15 protein-coding genes and 1 riboswitch are annotated in these 17,100 nt (G+C 46.9%); of the genes, 13 read left to right on the top strand and 2 right to left on the bottom strand.

Annotation, left to right across the window (positions count from 1 at the left end; translation table 11 throughout):
• Window position 1 precedes the first annotated feature (1 nt).
• The 10 genes from FLB61_RS03170 (at window position 2) to rlmB (ending at window position 10,449) form a co-directional block, all read left to right on the top strand.
• Window positions 2-1,372 carry a V-type ATP synthase subunit B gene (locus FLB61_RS03170; RefSeq protein WP_087200007.1) on the top strand — a complete coding sequence of 457 codons (1,371 nt, stop codon included), beginning with the start codon at window positions 2-4 and terminating at the stop codon, window positions 1,370-1,372.
• Between the two features lie 18 nt (window positions 1,373-1,390).
• Entirely contained in the window at window positions 1,391-2,056 is a 666-nt protein-coding gene (locus FLB61_RS03165; protein ID WP_087200005.1) for a V-type ATP synthase subunit D, read from the top strand.
• Between the two features lie 135 nt (window positions 2,057-2,191).
• Window positions 2,192-2,644, top strand: coding sequence for a hypothetical protein (locus tag FLB61_RS03160; RefSeq protein ID WP_221919407.1), 453 nt, complete (start codon window positions 2,192-2,194; stop codon window positions 2,642-2,644).
• Between the two features lie 108 nt (window positions 2,645-2,752).
• Window positions 2,753-3,253, top strand: coding sequence for a shikimate kinase (locus tag FLB61_RS03155; RefSeq protein WP_087200003.1), 501 nt, complete (start codon window positions 2,753-2,755; stop codon window positions 3,251-3,253).
• Window positions 3,254-3,433: 180 nt separating this feature from the next.
• Window positions 3,434-4,726 carry a UDP-N-acetylglucosamine 1-carboxyvinyltransferase gene (locus FLB61_RS03150; protein WP_087200001.1) on the top strand — a complete coding sequence of 431 codons (1,293 nt, stop codon included), beginning with the start codon at window positions 3,434-3,436 and terminating at the stop codon, window positions 4,724-4,726.
• Window positions 4,727-4,899: 173 nt separating this feature from the next.
• Window positions 4,900-4,997, top strand: a riboswitch (SAM riboswitch).
• 137 nt (window positions 4,998-5,134) lie between these two features.
• Window positions 5,135-6,322, top strand: a complete 1,188-nt coding sequence (metK, locus tag FLB61_RS03145; protein WP_087200053.1) for a methionine adenosyltransferase — start codon at window positions 5,135-5,137, stop codon at window positions 6,320-6,322.
• Between the two features lie 98 nt (window positions 6,323-6,420).
• A complete protein-coding gene (locus FLB61_RS03140; protein WP_087199999.1) occupies window positions 6,421-7,578 on the top strand; it encodes a sensor histidine kinase in 1,158 nt (385 codons plus the stop codon).
• Window positions 7,571-8,260, top strand: coding sequence for a response regulator transcription factor (locus FLB61_RS03135; protein ID WP_087199997.1), 690 nt, complete (start codon window positions 7,571-7,573; stop codon window positions 8,258-8,260). The genes FLB61_RS03140 and FLB61_RS03135 overlap by 8 nt, the downstream gene beginning before the upstream one ends.
• 134 nt (window positions 8,261-8,394) lie before the next feature.
• Window positions 8,395-9,630, top strand: coding sequence for a glycoside hydrolase family 3 protein (locus FLB61_RS03130; RefSeq protein WP_221919381.1), 1,236 nt, complete (start codon window positions 8,395-8,397; stop codon window positions 9,628-9,630).
• Between the two features lie 33 nt (window positions 9,631-9,663).
• Entirely contained in the window at window positions 9,664-10,449 is a 786-nt protein-coding gene (rlmB, locus tag FLB61_RS03125; protein ID WP_087199993.1) for a 23S rRNA (guanosine(2251)-2'-O)-methyltransferase RlmB, read from the top strand.
• Between the two features lie 56 nt (window positions 10,450-10,505).
• Here the strand turns inward: rlmB and FLB61_RS03120 are convergent, their stop codons facing one another.
• Together FLB61_RS03120 and FLB61_RS03115 are read right to left on the bottom strand one after the other, a co-directional pair.
• Entirely contained in the window at window positions 10,506-11,234 is a 729-nt protein-coding gene (locus tag FLB61_RS03120; protein ID WP_087199991.1) for a serine/threonine protein kinase, read from the bottom strand.
• Window positions 11,234-11,641 carry a zinc ribbon domain-containing protein gene (locus FLB61_RS03115; protein WP_221919380.1) on the bottom strand — a complete coding sequence of 136 codons (408 nt, stop codon included), beginning with the start codon at window positions 11,639-11,641 and terminating at the stop codon, window positions 11,234-11,236. Before FLB61_RS03115 ends, FLB61_RS03120 begins: the two co-directional genes overlap by 1 nt.
• Before the next feature lie 154 nt (window positions 11,642-11,795).
• Between FLB61_RS03115 and FLB61_RS03110 the strand changes: the two genes are divergently transcribed.
• The 3 genes from FLB61_RS03110 to FLB61_RS03100 are packed head-to-tail and all read left to right on the top strand — an operon-like array spanning window position 11,796 to window position 17,072.
• Entirely contained in the window at window positions 11,796-13,130 is a 1,335-nt protein-coding gene (locus FLB61_RS03110; RefSeq protein ID WP_221919379.1) for a Wadjet anti-phage system protein JetA family protein, read from the top strand.
• Window positions 13,127-13,771: a DUF4194 domain-containing protein gene (locus FLB61_RS03105; protein ID WP_221919378.1), complete on the top strand. Its 645-nt coding sequence runs from the start codon at window positions 13,127-13,129 to the stop codon at window positions 13,769-13,771. Before FLB61_RS03110 ends, FLB61_RS03105 begins: the two co-directional genes overlap by 4 nt.
• Window positions 13,722-17,072 carry an ATP-binding protein gene (locus FLB61_RS03100; RefSeq protein ID WP_330625481.1) on the top strand — a complete coding sequence of 1,117 codons (3,351 nt, stop codon included), beginning with the start codon at window positions 13,722-13,724 and terminating at the stop codon, window positions 17,070-17,072. The genes FLB61_RS03105 and FLB61_RS03100 overlap by 50 nt, the downstream gene beginning before the upstream one ends.
• Window positions 17,073-17,100: the final 28 nt, after the last annotated feature.

The raw sequence follows: 17,100 nt of genomic DNA, 5'->3' as shown, positions 1-17,100 counted from the left end.
AATGCCAAAAGAATATAGAACCATACAGGAAGTTGCCGGACCGTTGATGCTGGTCCGCGGCGTAGAAGATGTAGCGTATGACGAACTTGGAGAGATCGAACTTGCAAACGGGGAGACACGCCGATGCAAGGTACTGGAGATCAACGGGAAAGATGCCCTTGTTCAGCTGTTTGAAAGCGCGACGGGTATCAACCTTTCCAACAGTAAAGTAAGATTCCTCGGACGGAGTATGGAGCTTGGAGTGTCCGAAGATATGTTGGGCCGTGTATTTGATGGCCTGGGCCGCCCGATTGATGACGGACCGGAAATCCTTCCGGAGGAAAGGCTGGATGTAAACGGACTTCCGATGAATCCGGCGGCAAGAAGTTATCCGGAAGAATTCATTCAGACAGGTGTTTCCGCTATCGACGGATTGAATACTCTGGTTCGTGGACAGAAACTTCCGATTTTCTCCGCATCCGGTCTTCCGCATGCGCAGCTTGCAGCGCAGATTGCAAGACAGGCAAAGGTAAGAGGTACAGATGAACCGTTTGCCGTTGTGTTTGCAGCAATGGGTATCACATTCGAGGAATCCAACTATTTCATAGAAAGTTTCCGTGAAACAGGAGCCATCGACCGTACCGTACTTTTCATCAACCTGGCAAATGACCCGGCCATCGAACGTATTTCCACGCCGAAGATGGCTCTGACCGCAGCAGAGTATCTGGCATTTGAAAAGAATATGCACGTACTTGTCATTCTGACAGATATCACGAACTACGCGGATGCGCTCCGTGAAGTGTCAGCAGCACGTAAGGAAGTCCCTGGACGCCGCGGATATCCTGGATATATGTACACAGACCTTGCATCTATGTATGAAAGAGCAGGGCGACAGAACGGAAAGAGCGGAAGTATCACGATGATCCCAATCTTAACTATGCCGGAAGAAGACAAGACACATCCAATTCCGGACTTGACAGGATATATCACAGAAGGACAGATCATCTTAAGCCGTGATCTCTACAGAAAAGGAGTGCAGCCACCGATCGACGTACTGCCTTCTCTGTCCCGTCTGAAAGACAAAGGTATCGGAGAAGGAAAGACAAGGGCGGACCATTCCAATACGATGAACCAGCTTTTCGCAGCATATGCGCGAGGAAAAGAAGCGAAAGAACTCATGGTCATCCTGGGAGAAGCAGCACTCACAGAGATCGACCTGATCTACGCAAAATTTGCGGATGCATTTGAAAAAGAATATGTATCTCAGGGATATGAGACAGATCGCTCTATCGAGGAGACGCTGGAGATTGGATGGAAACTGCTCTCCATTCTTCCGAGAAGTGAGCTGAAACGTATCGATGATAAATATCTGGATATGTACTATGGCAAATAGAAATGGGGGTGAACTGGCTTGGCATCTAAACAGGTAACACCTACCCGTATGGAGCTCACAAGGCTGAAAAAGAAATTGGTCACTGCGACCAGAGGCCATAAGCTTTTGAAAGATAAGCGAGACGAACTGATGCGCCAGTTCCTTGATCTTGTAAGGGAGAATATGGCACTCAGAGAAAAGGTCGAAGCCGGCATTAAGGCGGCAAACAGAAACTTTGTCATCGCAAAAGCCGGCATGTCACAGGCTGCTTTAAGGACGGCTCTGATGGCGCCAAAGCAGGCTGTAGATCTTTCGATGACACAGAAGAATGTCATGAGTGTAGATATCCCTGTCTTTGATACGAAGACAAGGACGGCGGACGCGAACGATATTTATTCCTATGGATTTGCATTTACGTCCAGTGACCTGGACGGCGCAGTAAAGTCTCTGGCAGATATCCTGCCGGATATGCTGAAGCTTGCAGAGACAGAAAAAGCATGCCAGCTTATGGCAGCAGAGATCGAGAAGACCAGGCGCCGTGTAAATGCGCTGGAGCACGTCATTATTCCGGAGACACAGGAAAATATCAAGTACATCACGATGAAACTGGATGAGAATGAACGGAGTTCTCAGATTCGTCTGATGAAAGTGAAAGATATGATGTTGGAGGAAGCGCATCATTACAAAGAACGAGAAGCTTACTAAAAATGAAATATGGTAAGATCAAATTCCCCGGGGTCAGCAAGTCCCGGGGAATTTTGTACTCTCTCTTCTGCTTCACACAATCCGTGCTTTCGCATATGGTAAAGTAGATGATATATGACGGGAAGTGTATAGATGATGGAACATAAACTACCTTATTATATGGCGTATCCGACAGACCTGAGAGATTTCGATGAGGAGAGAAGAGAACAGCGGGATGTAGATTACATGAAAAGTATGTACCCTGTCACGGCAAAGAGGCTCCTCCCTTATGTGGAAGAGGAGTGCGACCGGATGGAATATGAAGGAAGTATGATCTACGACGAGTACCCGGATCGACTCCAGCTTTACATGATGTCCGGAAGGATCTATGACCGGATGAAGGCGGAGGAAAAGCAGGAGGTAAGAGAAGAGATAGAACAGGAGATGAGCCAGGAAGCGGAGGAAGAGGAGCAGATGACGGCTCAAATGAGAAGGAACAGGAGAGGAAGAAAGGAAGATCCTTTGAGAGATATGATCGACGTGCTTTTATATCATGAAATCCTGCGCAGAAGATGTACACACAGGAGGAACTGCCGCCGATATTATTAAGAAAAAGGATAGGATTGCCGGGATCTGCGCAAAGGTATGTCTTTACGCACAAATAAAAGCGTGATAAAATACAAGATAGAGAGAAATAAACGGAAAAGAGGAAAATGCATGAAGAAAAATCTGATTTTTATCGGAATGCCGGCTGTTGGAAAAAGCACAGTTGGTGTCGTGACAGCGAAGCGACTCGGTTATCAGTTTATTGATACAGATCTTCTGATCCAGGAAACGGAAGGAAAACTTTTGAAAGAGATCATCGAGGAGAGAGGACCAGACGGTTTTTTGGAAGTGGAAGAGCGCGTGAACTTATCAGTCAACCCTCAGAAGGCGGTCATTGCGCCGGGAGGAAGTGTTGTATACTGCGAAAAAGCTATGGAGCATTTCAGGAAGATTGGAACTGTGATCTATCTGCATGTCTCGTATACAGAGATTGAACAACGAATCCAAAATGCCAGAAACAGGGGAGTAGTCCTGAGGGATGGGCAGACGCTCCGGGATCTCTATAACGAGAGGACGCAGCTGTTTGAAAAATATGCGGATATTCGTATCAGCGAAGATGGACTTACGATGGATGAGACGGTTCAAAAGGTGCTGGATATCATTGGAAATTAGGGGAGAAAGGGCACACAGACCGCAAAGAACAAGAAAAAAAGTTTTACAAACCGCGATTTTGTGTTATACTAATCCGGTAAGGTATAGCCTTTGACGAATGATTAACAAAAGAAGCGTTTTGTAAATATAGATATGTAATGATTCGATTACAGATACCATTGGAATTAGTTGAGGTGTATTATGGAGCAATATATTATTAAGGGAGGAACTCCGCTTGTGGGAGAAGTTGTGATTGGCGGAGCTAAAAATGCTGCATTGGCTATTCTCGCCGCAGCGATCATGACGGATGAGACTGTTCACATTGATAATCTTCCGGATGTCAATGATATCAATGTTTTACTGGAAGCGATGGAAGGAATCGGCGCACAGATCAACAGAGTGGACCGCCATACGGTCCACATCAACGGGGGATCTGTCCATGATTTTAATATAGACTACGATTATATCAAGAAGATAAGGGCGTCCTATTACCTGTTAGGCGCACTGCTTGGAAAATACAGACATGCAGAGGTGGCGCTTCCGGGCGGCTGCAATATCGGAAGCCGTCCGATCGACCAGCATTTGAAAGGATTCCGGGCCCTTGGGGCAGAGGTGGACATCGAGCACGGAAAGATCATCGCTGATGCTCAGCATCTGACAGGAAGCCATATTTATTTTGACGTAGTGAGCGTGGGAGCGACTATCAACGTCATGATGGCAGCAGCTATGGCGGAAGGGACGACGATCCTGGAGAACGTGGCAAAAGAGCCGCATGTAGTTGATGTTGCCAACTTCCTGAACAGCATGGGAGCGAATATCCGCGGTGCAGGGACAGATGTCATCAAAATAAAAGGTGTGACCAGGCTGCATGGCGCTGAGTATTCTATTATTCCGGACCAGATCGAAGCCGGGACATTCATGTTTGGGGCAGCGGTAACGAAAGGGGACGTGACGGTATTAAACGTCATCCCGAAGCATTTGGAAGCAACGATCGCCAAACTGGTGGAAATCGGATGTGAAGTGGAGGAGTTCGACGATGCCGTGCGCGTGGTATCCAAAGGGAAACTTCATCACACACAGGTTAAGACACTGCCTTATCCGGGATTCCCGACTGATATGCAGCCGCAGATGGGCGTGGCACTTGCACTGTGCGAGGGAACAAGTACGATCACGGAAAGCATTTTTGAAAATCGGTTCAAATATCTCGATGAGCTCGCAAGGATGGGAGCCGTATCCAAGATCGAAGGGAATTCTGCCACTATCGAAGGAGTAAAAGGATTTTCAGGCGCAAGAGTGAGCGCGCCGGATTTAAGAGCAGGAGCAGCGCTTGTTCTTGCAGGTCTTGCCGCGGACGGCATCACGATCGTGGATGATATCGTCTATATCCAGAGAGGATATGAGCGGTTTGAAGAAAAACTCCGTGAGCTTGGGGCAGAAATCGAGAAGGTATCAAGCGAAAAGGAAATTCAGAAATTTAAGCTGAAAGTCGGCTAGAAGGAATTGAAAAATATGGAAAGACTATCCGGAACACCTCTGATGCACTGGAGAACATGAAACAGTTCTTGTGCATCAGGAAATCCGGGTTTCTTTTTGTATAGAAATCACTTGACAGACATTCCTTCAAGTGTTATGATTCCGTAGTGTAACAAACAAATATTTTATATTTTCTCTTATTCAGAGTGGTGGAGATACATAGGATCTGAGAAGCCACGGCAACCCCGGAGACGGAAGGTGCCAGCCTGAGCGAGTAATCGAACAATAAGAGGATTGATATATGATGTAATATAACAGTCCGCTTATGGTGGGCTTCTTTTTTTGCTTCGGACAATTTTTTTGAATCAAAAAAAGACCGCCAGGGAAACATGGAATGGATTAAAAGAGAAAAAAGAAAGGCAGGAAAAGATGGAAAAATTATTGTTTACTTCTGAATCCGTAACGGAAGGACATCCGGACAAAGTGTGCGATGCTATTTCCGATGCGATCCTTGACGCACTGATGGAACAGGACCCGATGAGCCGTGTGGCCTGTGAGACATGTACGACGACCGGACTTGTGATGGTTATGGGAGAGATCACGACAAGCGCGTATGTTGATATTCAGAAAATTGTCCGTGATACGGTAAGAGAGATCGGATACACAAGAGGAAAATTTGGATTTGACGCTGACACATGCGGCGTTCTCGTGGCAATTGATGAGCAGTCTTCCGATATCGCTATGGGCGTGGATAAGGCTCTGGAAGCGAAAGAACATAAAATGTCAGACGAAGAGATCGAAGCTATCGGAGCCGGGGATCAGGGAATGATGTTTGGCTACGCTACAAATGAGACAGAAGAATATATGCCTTACACGATCGCGCTGGCACATAAGCTGACAAAACAGCTTGCGAAAGTCAGAAAAGATGGAACACTTCCGTATCTCAGACCGGACGGAAAATCTCAGGTAACGGTAGAGTACGATGAGAATGGAAAGCCGTCCAGACTGGAAGCGGTAGTACTCTCTACGCAGCATGACCCGGCTGTCACACAGGAGCAGATTCATGAAGATATTCGCAAATATGTATTCGGTCCGGTTCTGGATGAAAAGATGATCGATGCGGACACGAAATTCTTTATCAACCCGACAGGGCGGTTTGTCATTGGCGGACCACACGGGGACAGCGGCCTGACAGGAAGAAAGATCATCGTGGACAGTTACGGCGGAATGGCACGTCACGGCGGCGGAGCATTCTCAGGAAAAGACTGTACGAAAGTAGACCGCTCCGGCGCGTATGCCGCACGTTACGTTGCAAAAAATATTGTGGCGGCAGGGCTTGCAGACAAGTGTGAGATCCAGCTTTCTTACGCTATCGGCGTGGCACAGCCGACATCTGTATGGGTAGATACGTTCGGTACAGGAAAGCTTTCCGACGAAAAACTGGTGGAAGTCATCCGCGAAAACTTTGACCTGAGACCGGCCGGAATCATCAAGATGCTGGACCTCAGACGTCCGATCTACAAACAGACAGCAGCGTACGGACACTTCGGACGCAACGACCTGGATCTTCCTTGGGAAAGATTGGACAAGGTGGAAACACTGCGCAGTTATTTATAAAAAGTTTAGAAAAAATTGGGGGCGCTTGGGATGTAAGCGCTCCCTTTTCATGTTATACTGTATCTATGAATTGACGTTGGCAGAGAGGAAGTAAGAGTTTGAAGCTAAAGACAAGACTGATCATTTCATTTGTCGTCATCACGATCCTGCCTGCAGTGCTGGCAGGGCTTGTCGTATGGGGAGTGGCAAGATATCAGATCCATGTGATCGAGCAGACATACGGGCTTACCGGTGCTCAGTATCAGAAGTTTGAGCAATCCTTAAGTACGCTGAATCAGATTCCGGAAGTGCATGATTTCATTATCAGTATGTTTATCGGTGTGGTCCTTATCCTGGCACTTACGGCAATGCTTATGATTTTATGGATTTATGGAAGCCTGCTTCGGCCTATTGAGAAGATGGAGATTGCCGTTAAAAGCATTACGGAGGGAGAACTGGATTTTGAGCTTCATCCGGAAAAAGACGACGAGATCGGGCAGCTCTGCCAGGATATCGAGACGATGCGCAGACGGCTGAAGGAAAATGCAGAAGAAAAGCTGAAAAATGATAAGGAGAACAAAGAACTGATCAGCAATATTTCCCATGATCTTAAGACACCGATTACTGCTATCAAAGGATATGTGGAAGGAATCATGGACGGTGTGGCAGATACGCCGGAGAAGATGGAACGCTATATCAAAACCATCTACAATAAAGCAAATGAGATGAACACGCTGATCAATGAACTTACACTTTACACAAAGATCGATACAAACCGTATTCCGTACAATTTCAGTCCCTTGTCGGTAAACGATTATTTTAATGACTGCGCGGACAACCTGGCGTCTGAACTGGAAAGCCAGGGAGTGGAATTTGGTTACTTTAATTACGTGGAGGGCGACGTAAAGATTATCGGAGATGCAGAGCAGCTCATGAGGGTAGTCAACAATATTATCAGCAACTCTCTGAAATATATGGATAAAGTGCGGCCGCGCATCAATCTCAGGGTAAAAGATGTAGGCGACTTTATCCAGGTGGAACTTGAGGATAACGGAAAGGGGATCGACGCGAGAGATCTGCCGTATATTTTTGACCGCTTTTACCGGACGGATGCTTCACGGAATTCTTCAAAAGGAGGAAGCGGGATCGGACTTTCCATCGTGAAGAAGATCATAGAAGAACACGGAGGAAAAATATGGGCCACAAGCAAGCCGGGCACCGGAACGGTCATGTATTTTGTAATCCGCAAATATCAGGAGGTACCTATTTATGAGTAAGATTTTTATAGTAGAAGACGAAGAAGCGATCGCGGAACTGGAGCGGGATTACTTGGAGCTGAGCGGCTTCGAAGTGGAGGTATCAAACGACGGAAATGCGGGACTGAAAAAAGCGCTGGAGGAAGATTTTGACTTGCTTATCCTTGATCTGATGCTTCCAGGAGTCGACGGATTTGAGATTTGCCGGAAAGTGCGGGACGCAAAGAACATGCCGATCATCATGGTTTCCGCAAAAAAGGATGATATCGATAAAATCCGTGGACTTGGCCTTGGGGCGGACGACTATATGACAAAACCATTCAGCCCGAGCGAGCTGGTAGCCAGGGTAAAGGCCCATCTGGCAAGGTATGAACGCCTCATCGGAAGCCATGCAGAGGAGAATAAGACAATTGAGATCCGAGGGCTGAAGATCGATACGACAGCGAGACGAGTATGGATCAACGGGGAGGAGAAGGCATTTACCACAAAGGAATTTGACCTGCTGGCATTTCTGGCGAGTCATCCAAACCATGTGTACACAAAGGATGAGCTTTTCAGTGAGATATGGGATATGGAGTCCATCGGCGATATCGCTACCGTGACAGTGCATATCAAAAAAATCCGGGAAAAGATCGAGTACGACACATCGAAACCACAATATATCGAAACCATCTGGGGAGTCGGATACCGGTTTAAAATGTAGCAAATCAAGACACTGTGCAAGGAAAGAACTGCGCAGTGTCTTTTTTCGGACATGTTCTTGCGCAAAAGAAGAGTCGTGGGTATAATACTAATAGCCAAAAGTAAAAGGGCAAGAAAAGTAAGGGGTTTTATGAAATGAAAAGAAGAAAGAAAAGCAGAAGCGCGAGGGCAAAATGGATTTTTGGCATCAGCTGTATGGCGATATCTGCGGCGGTCATGGGCGGCATCATTTTTTTCAGCAAAGCGGGGAGAGACGAGATGGTGCCAGGTAACAGTCAAGAAGAAGAAAGCCAGATATCCGAAAAGCAGGGAGAAGATGAAAGTAATAACAAAATCCAGGAAAAGCTGGAAGATATGACTCTGGAAGAAAAAGTGGCACAGATGTTTATGGTCGCGCCGGATGCCCTGACAGGAGTGACGGGGACGATACAGGTTGGAGATATTACAAAAGAGGCCTATGAGGACAGGCCAGTAGGCGGCCTTATCATGATGGGAAATAATCTTGAAACGCCGGAGCAGACAAAGGAATGGAATGCTTCCATGATGGAGCTTAGCCAGGAGAAGACAGGACTTCCGCTTTTTCTGTCCGTGGATGAAGAAGGAGGGACGGTGTCCCGGATCTCAGGGAACGATGCGTTTGGAGTAGAAGATGTAGGAGATATGTCCGAGATCGGTAGGACGGAAGACAAACAGAAGACATACGATGCGGGTAAAACCATTGGGAGCTATCTAAAAGAGCTGGGATTTAATATGGACTTTGCGCCTTTGGCCGATGTGTGGACGAACCCGGAAAATACCATTGTGAGGGAGCGTTCCTTTGGTTCAGACCCGAAGCTTGTGGCCAAAATGGCGGCGGAAGAAATCAAAGGGCTTCACAGCCAGGACATCTACACAGTAACAAAGCACTTTCCGGGACATGGAGGCACATCGGAAGATTCCCATGAAGGTGCTGCTTATTCTGAGAGTACAGAAGAAGAGCTGGAGAAATGCGAGTTCCTTCCGTTTAAAGCTGCTATCGAAGAAGGAACGGAATTTATTATGGCAGGACATATTTCCTTGCCAAACGTACTGGATGACGATACCCCTGCATCATTGTCGAAAGAGATCATCACGGAGATGCTGAGGGAAAAACTTGGCTATGATGGCATTGTCATCACGGACGCCATGGATATGGGGGCAATTACCAGGAGCTATACTTCCGCAGAAGCGGCAGTCAAGGCAGTGCAGGCCGGAGCAGATGTCATCCTCATGCCGGAAGATTTTGAAGAAGCATATCAGGGGATCCTGTCCGCGGTAAGCAACGGGACGCTTCCGGAAGATCGGATTGATGAGTCGGTGGAGAGGATACTGGAAGTGAAGATGGCCAAGTAGAGTTTTTATTGAGAAGACACAGGAGAATATTTTATGATAACAAGCACATCAAATCAGAAAGTAAAACGGATTTTGAAGCTCCAGAAAAAGGCAAAGGCCAGAGCCCAGGAAGGGGTTTTTCTCGTGGAGGGGCTGCGCATGGTACGCGAAGTGCCGAGAAAAAGAGTAATAGAAGTCTATGCCTCCGAGTCGTTTTTCGAGAGACATGGAGATATCCTGGAGGGGCTAAAGCGCATCACGGAGGTCGTAAGCGACAAAGTCTTTGAGCATATGTCTGATACGAAGACGCCGCAGGGGGTGTTGGCGGTTGTGAAAAGACAAGAGTACCTTCTTGAAGAAATGCTCAAAGAGAAGGAAGGGAAAAAGCCCTTTCTCATCGTCCTTGACAATCTGCAGGATCCGGGAAATCTTGGGACTATTGTGCGGACAGCAGAAGGGGCAGGAGTGACCGGCATTATCCTGAGCAGGGAGAGTGTAGATTTCTATCAGCCAAAGACGATCCGTTCTACGATGGGATCCGTCTACCGGATGCCGGTTCTCTACGTTGAGGATCTGGAGGAGACCATTAAAAAGATGAAAGGCTGCGGCATTCATGTGTATGCAGCACACCTCGATGACAGCAGATACTATGATGAAGAAGATTATACGGAAGGAACCGCATTTCTGATCGGAAATGAAGGGAACGGCTTGCGGGAAGAAATCAGCGCGGCGGCTGACAGAAAGATCAAGATTCCGATGTATGGACAGGTAGAGTCGCTGAATGCAGCAATGGCGGCAGGGATTTTGATGTATGAGGCGTGCAGACAGAGAAGAAAATAAAAGAAGCAGGCAGAGGGCAGTGATTGTTTTCGAACCCTTTGTCTGCTTCTTTGATGTCAGAAAAGAAAATGTTCTTTTGGAAAATTGCCTTCGTGCGGAAAAAAGGAGGAGTGGAATGCCTCTGCTGCTTCTTTAGTATCGTGAAAAGGCTCTTCCAGTTCCACCATGTGCAAAAGACAGTGTTTCTGCGCAGACGTGAGCGGCAGCACTTCGTGCCATGGTTTTTTTCGATCCCCCTTGTACCCTGAACACAGAAGATACAAAAGCACATTCCCAACATATGGGAAGTCCAAGGAAGGGAGAATACCTCCGTCACGATCTGTGTAGCGCGCCAGCCCGAAATCCAGCAGACTGATATGTTCGCCGTCATCCGTGATATTGGCGATGCTGATATCACGGTGCACGACGCTTCGGCTGTGAATATAGATCAGGATATCGAAAAGCTGGGAGCCGATCCGGAAGATTTCAGAGTCTGAAAACACCTTGTGGTCCCTGAAAAGCCAGTGTTTCAGTGTCTTTCCCTTTTTGTATTCCAGAACAAAGAAATATCCGCTGGGGCTGTTGATGATTCCGCACAAGGCAGGAACCGCAGGGTGAGAAAGACCGGACAGGATCACGGCCTCATGCCGATGGTCATCCGGATACTTTTTTTGCTGACGGGGGCGGAAGCGTTTCAGGACAAACTGCTGTCCCTCTGTGTTTTCTGCCAGATAACAGACGCCGTACCGTCCTCCTCCAAGCCGGGAAAGGATGTGGTATCCGGCCGGATCATGACGAAACCACATTACCGTCTTGGCGTACCGCACTCAGGGCAGAATTTTGCGTTAGGCGGAAGCGGTTTGCCGCAGTTTTGACAGAAGGCCGCAGTGTTGATCGGGGCCCCGCAGGACAGACAGAATTTGGAGCCTGCCGGGACAGAAGCGCCGCACTTCGGACAGACGGCGGAAGATGCTGAATTCGGCTGCTGCATATTCTGAGGGTAGCCTTGCTGAGGAGGCACGTTCGGATAGCCTACCTGCGGTGGGATATTTGGATGGTATCCTCTCTGATACTGCCCCTTTCTGCGGCGACGGTCAGAACTGGAGGAGCCTCGGAACACACCGAACAGTCCTCCGTTTTGAAAGAAATCAACAGCTTGATTTGGATTTGGTTTGCGTCCGCTGCTGCTGGAATGCGAAAAGAAATTGAACATAAATAAGACCTCCTTTAGCCTGAATTGTTAATGGAAAGTTGCTCTTATTATATAATATTCGGAAAATAGAGGTCAAGAGGAAGCTGCTTTGGCAGGGGGAATTTTATGTGGTATACTAAGAAATAAGAAAAAAAGAAAATAAAAGGAAGGTAGTATGGGATTGATATATGAAATACCGGAGACATTCTGGACGTTGTTCCGGTCGCCAAACCGGGATATCTACATAGAAGCGCTTCTGAGAATCAATGACGAGTACCAGTATAATAACTATTTTCTCAGCCGGGAACTTTGCCTGGAAATATTAAATGACATGTATGCAGGAAAGAAGATTGATTTTGAAAAGGAGGAGGCGGACGAGGAGCCGGAAATTTTTGACACGACGGCTTCTCGTGTGCTGACCTGGCTTTTGCGGGCACAATGGCTGAAGAAACTGGAAGATTTCGGAAGTATGGTTACGAATATTGTGATTCCCGATTATGCATCTGTTTTCATCGAGGCCTTTGAGCGTCTGAACAGTGACGAAGGGGAGGAGACAGAAATTTATATCCAAAATGTGTATGCGGCATTGTTTTCGTTTCAAAATGACAAAAGGAACAGTATTGCCATGCTGAGGACAGCTCTTGTGAATACGAAGAAGCTAAACAAAGCGCTTCAGGATATGCTTCACAACATGGATCGCTTTTTCGGGCGGCTTTTAAACCAGCAGTCGTACGCAGATCTTCTTAGGGAACATCTGGAAGGATATGTGGAAGAGATTGTAAAAAAGAAGTACCATATCCTGAAGACAAGCGACAATTTCTATTTGTATAAGAGCGATATCAAGGCCTTTCTCAGGAAGATGAGGGAGGAGGACGAGTGGGTCGAAACTCTCGGAACGGAGGGGATGGAGATCCTGGATCAGATAGAACGGGGATTTGATGACATTGAGCACCGGATTTTCAATATGGACAAGGAACACATCAAATATGTGCGGGCTACCGTTATGCGGCTTACATACCTTCTCAGGGGAGAATCCGACACGAAAGGACTTGTGGCAAAGGTTTTAAACCGGATTGGGCAGGAGGACGATACGGGACCGCTGCTTAAAAAGGCCGCCGCGAAGATGAATTTTTCAAAGTTTGACATCCTGTCTGAGAAGTCTCTGTACAAAAGGAGAAAAGGAAAGAAAGATTTCATAAGCCAGATGGCAAGAGAAGAGGAAGAAGAGAAGGAACTCTCCAGAGAGGATGTACTGCTTTTGAATCGAATTCAGACGCGGTATACCAAACAGGAGATCGAGACGTTTATAGAGGATCATATGGAAGATGAAAAGATGGATCTTCGGGATGTCTCCATCCAGAGTGAAGGAGAGTTTGAAAAACTGATCCTGGCATATGACCTGTGTACAAGAAAGAATAGTAAATACCAAGTCATCACAGAGAACGAAGGCATCCGGGAAGACGGGAATTACCGTTATCCGGAGCTGGTAATCGTAAGGAGGAAACCATGATAGAATATTTTGACCTTCTGTCGGAAGGGGAACAGGCAGATTTGACAGAAATCATTCAGCTTTTTTACCGGCAGACGTTTCTTTTGGAACATAAGTATGATAAAAAGACGGAGCGGTATCAGTACAGCAAAGAGTATCGGACAGCCCTCAAACACAAAGAATTTCTGAAGGAATATTTTGGTATCGCAGGGATAGAGCTTTCAGAGAATGTCCACATGGGAATTCTCTACATTCAGGGAGAGACACTTTGGGGAGAAAAACTTCCCAGACTTGCCACCATCTATATGCTTGTGCTGAAGCTTCTGTACGACGAACAGATGGAGGAAGCGTCCAGCAGTATGCAGATTGTCACGACTCTCGGAGCGGTCAATGCCAGGGCGGGAAGCTTCCATGTTCTCCGGTCCATGCCGTCCCCGACGGAGATGCGCCGTGCTGTCGCATTTCTGAAAAAATATCAGGTCATCGAGCCGATGGACGTTCTGGAAGAATTGAACGAAGATACAAGAATGATCATCTATCCGTCAGTCAATGTGGTGCTGATGGGGGATGATATACGGGAACTACTGAAAACATTTGATGAGGAGGAAGAACGTGGAGAAGAAGCAGCCATTCAAAGCACTATCGAGGATTTGTCTGAATAACTGGCATTATATCGACAAAAAAATTCTGACTTTCAGTGAAGGAATCAATTTTTTTACAGGACATTCCGGAAGCGGGAAATCCACAGTCATCGACGCCATGCAGATCGTTCTCTATGCAAATACCGATGGGAGGGGCTTTTTCAATAAGGCGGCGTCCGATGATTCTGACCGAAGCCTGATCGAATATCTGCGGGGGATGGTCAATATCAGTGACAACAATGAGTCCCAGTATCTCCGAAACCAGAATTTTTCCAGTACCATCGTACTGGAACTTACGGAGACGGATACGAAAGAAAAACAGTGCGTCGGTGTCGTTTTCGATGTAGAGACTTCTACCAACACAATCGGGAGATTATTCTTCTGGCACCGAGGGGGACTTCTCGAGAATGGATACCGAGGAGACGCAAGATGTCTGACGACAGGGGAAGTCCGGGAATACCTGCACCGAAACTTCCGGCCGGATTCGTATTACTGCGGTCCAAGCAACGAGCGGTTCCGCAGACAGCTGTATGATATTTATCTGGGAGGGCTGGATATCGAAAAATTTCCAAGGCTTTTCCGGAGAGCGATTCCATTTCGGATGAATATTCGGCTGGAAGATTTTGTGAAAGAATATATCTGCACGGAGAAGAAGATCGAGATCGAGGATATGCAGGAAAGCGTGATGCAGTATGGGAGGATGCGCGACAAGATCGAGGAGACGATGGAGGAAATCCGGGAGCTTGAGAAGATCAAGAAACAGTATGGCACGTTCCAGGAAGCGTACAAGGAGGAAAAGCGGGCGCTCTACTGTGCTGGAAAATTGGAGATTGAGGAACTCCGGCAGAAGATACGGGAGTATCAGGATAAAAATGCATCCTGTGAAGAGGAGGCTGAGAAGCTGAGACAGCAGAAAAGCAGGATGGATCAGGAAATCGAAGAGATCGCCGGACAGGTGGAAGACGTTGTAAAACGGATTGCCGGGACAGGGTACGATGCGCTGAAAAAGGAGGAAGAAAGTCTGGACGAGATGCTGGGACGTCTCTATGCAGGAAAAGAACAGTGGGAGCGGACCATGCATGCGCTGAAAGAGTGGAAAGATTTTGAGAGGACTCCGGACGCCATTCGCAGAGGGATACTTTGTCTTGAAAAAGGGGAAGATAAGGAAGAACAGATCCTGGAACTGAAAGAACGGTTTGTCGTTTTCAAAGAAGAATTGGAAGGAGAAAGACAGGATCTTTCAGCAAGGATGCGGGAGTACAGACAAAACCTGGAGAAGGTCCACGAAGATCTTTTGCAGATCCGGCAGGGAAAGAAGATGTATCCGAGGGAGCTTGAGGAGGCACGGTATGAGATCAGGAATGAACTTATGAAGCGGACAGGGAAGATCATCCCGGTACGGATTCTGGCAGATCTTATTACCGTAAAAGATGAGCGATGGCACAATGCCATAGAAGGGTATCTTGGAAACACGAAACAGCTTATCGTCGTCCCGCCGGAATATGTAAAGGATGCCATGGAAATTTATGGAAACATGGATCAGAAGAGGTATTGCCGGGTATCTGTCCTGGATACGGGAAAGATTCTGGGAGAAGAACATCCGATAAGAAAAGGTTCCCTTGCGGAGGAGACAAAGGCGGAAGAAAACTATGTGCAGCAGTATTTGAATTTTCTGCTGGGAAATGTCATGAAATGTGAGAGCATCGAGGAATTGAAGGCATGCCGGATCGGGATTACCCCAGACTGTATGGTTTACCAGAGATACTGCCTTGGACGGATCCATCCGGATCAGTACACAAAGAAGGCATATATTGGAGAGGGAAGCCTGAAAAAACGCAGGAAAGAACTGGAACAGATGCGGATGGAACTGGAGGAGCAGCAGATTCCTCTCTCACAAGAGCTGAAAACCATCAGCGAAACGATAAAAAATCCGGAACTGGAACGTCCGCTGGAAGAATATCTCTCTATGATCCGGGACATCCATGGGATCAACGAGAAAGAAGAACGAAAGAAAGCGCTTCAGGAACAGATGAGACAACTGAAAGAACAAAATCTCTCCGGTATGGAAGAAGAAAAGCGCAGACTTCAGGAGGAAGAGGCAAGAAAGAAGGAGCAGGAAAAAACTGTCGAGAAAGCCATCTGGGCAAAAGAAGAAAGTATACGAAAATATCAGGAAATGCTTCTGTCTCTCCACGCAGAACTTCTCGAAAAAGAGAATACCCTTTCCAAGAGCAAAGATGGGGAGGAAGCCTACGCCCAGTTTATGTCCGGAAGGACGAGCACCAACTATGAATATCTGAAAAGCCAGTGCTACCGTGAGATTTCCGGTATTCAGAGAAAAAAAGAGGAAGAATACACGGCACTCATTGACGTGCGAAGCGCTTATATCCGCCGTTACCCGAACCGCACATTTTCCACGGGGGATAGAGAAAATACAGATTACGATCAGCTGCTCGACAAACTCAGATGCGGAAATCTGGAAGAATATGAAACCCTTGCAAACGAGCAGGCCAGAATGGCCATCATGCATTTCAAAGAAGATTTTGTCTATAAAATCCGGAGCGCCATCAAGGAGGCTTACCAGAATCAGGAAGAGCTGAACCGTATTATCAGCAAACTGGATTTCGGAAAAGACAAGTATCGGTTTGTGATCACAAAAAATAAAGGGGCGGACGGCAGATTTTATGATATGTTCATGTCAGATACACTGGACATCAATCCGATGAAGCTGTCAGATACGATGGAACATCAGATGGATCTCTTTACGATGGAACACGAGGAAGAGTATGGGGATCTCATGAACGAACTGATTTCCATTTTTATTCCACCGGAACACGCAACAAGGGAAGAACTTGAGGAAGCGAGAAGGAATATGGAAAAATATGCGGATTACCGCACGTATCTGTCTTTTGATATGCAGCAGATCGTCAAAGGGGAGAAGATCGGACTTGGGAAAATGATCCGGAAAAACTCCGGAGGAGAAGGACAAAACCCGCTCTACATTGCCCTTCTTGCAAGTTTTGCCCAGATTTACCGAGTTAATGTAAAGACGAAGGTAAGAAGGCCATCCACTTTGCGTCTTGTCGTTCTTGACGAAGCGTTTTCCAAAATGGATGCGGAAAAAGTTGCAAGCTGTATTGCGCTGATCCGGGGACTTGGATTCCAGGCTATCATAAGCGCCACAAACGATAAAATACAAAACTACCTGGAAAATGTGGACAAGACGTTTGTCTACGCAAACCCGGATAAAAAGCATATCTCCATACAGGGGTTTGAAAAAGTGGAGTTTGGACAATTAAAAACAGAAAACAGGATAGAATAAACAGTAGATTTTTCCAAAAAAATAATGT

This window comes from Sellimonas caecigallum (assembly GCF_019754295.1).
Lineage (GTDB): Bacteria > Bacillota > Clostridia > Lachnospirales > Lachnospiraceae > Sellimonas > Sellimonas caecigallum.
This window is presented reverse-complemented; position numbering and strand designations above follow the sequence as displayed.

What these genes read in the sequence shown, in the direction of transcription:
- FLB61_RS03155 (WP_087200003.1), top strand. Translation starts at nt 2,753, where the DNA reads ATGAAGAAAAATCTGATTTTTATCGGAATGCCGGCTGTTGGAAAAAGC.
- FLB61_RS03105 (WP_221919378.1), top strand. Translation starts at nt 13,127, where the DNA reads ATGATAGAATATTTTGACCTTCTGTCGGAAGGGGAACAGGCAGATTTG.
- FLB61_RS03150 (WP_087200001.1), top strand. Translation starts at nt 3,434, where the DNA reads ATGGAGCAATATATTATTAAGGGAGGAACTCCGCTTGTGGGAGAAGTT.
- FLB61_RS03110 (WP_221919379.1), top strand. Translation starts at nt 11,796, where the DNA reads ATGGGATTGATATATGAAATACCGGAGACATTCTGGACGTTGTTCCGG.
- FLB61_RS03130 (WP_221919381.1), top strand. Translation starts at nt 8,395, where the DNA reads ATGAAAAGAAGAAAGAAAAGCAGAAGCGCGAGGGCAAAATGGATTTTT.
- FLB61_RS03170 (WP_087200007.1), top strand. Translation starts at nt 2, where the DNA reads ATGCCAAAAGAATATAGAACCATACAGGAAGTTGCCGGACCGTTGATG.
- metK (WP_087200053.1), top strand. Translation starts at nt 5,135, where the DNA reads ATGGAAAAATTATTGTTTACTTCTGAATCCGTAACGGAAGGACATCCG.
- FLB61_RS03135 (WP_087199997.1), top strand. Translation starts at nt 7,571, where the DNA reads ATGAGTAAGATTTTTATAGTAGAAGACGAAGAAGCGATCGCGGAACTG.
- FLB61_RS03115 (WP_221919380.1), bottom strand. Translation starts at nt 11,641, where the DNA reads ATGTTCAATTTCTTTTCGCATTCCAGCAGCAGCGGACGCAAACCAAAT.
- rlmB (WP_087199993.1), top strand. Translation starts at nt 9,664, where the DNA reads ATGATAACAAGCACATCAAATCAGAAAGTAAAACGGATTTTGAAGCTC.
- FLB61_RS03120 (WP_087199991.1), bottom strand. Translation starts at nt 11,234, where the DNA reads ATGTGGTTTCGTCATGATCCGGCCGGATACCACATCCTTTCCCGGCTT.
- FLB61_RS03160 (WP_221919407.1), top strand. Translation starts at nt 2,192, where the DNA reads ATGGAACATAAACTACCTTATTATATGGCGTATCCGACAGACCTGAGA.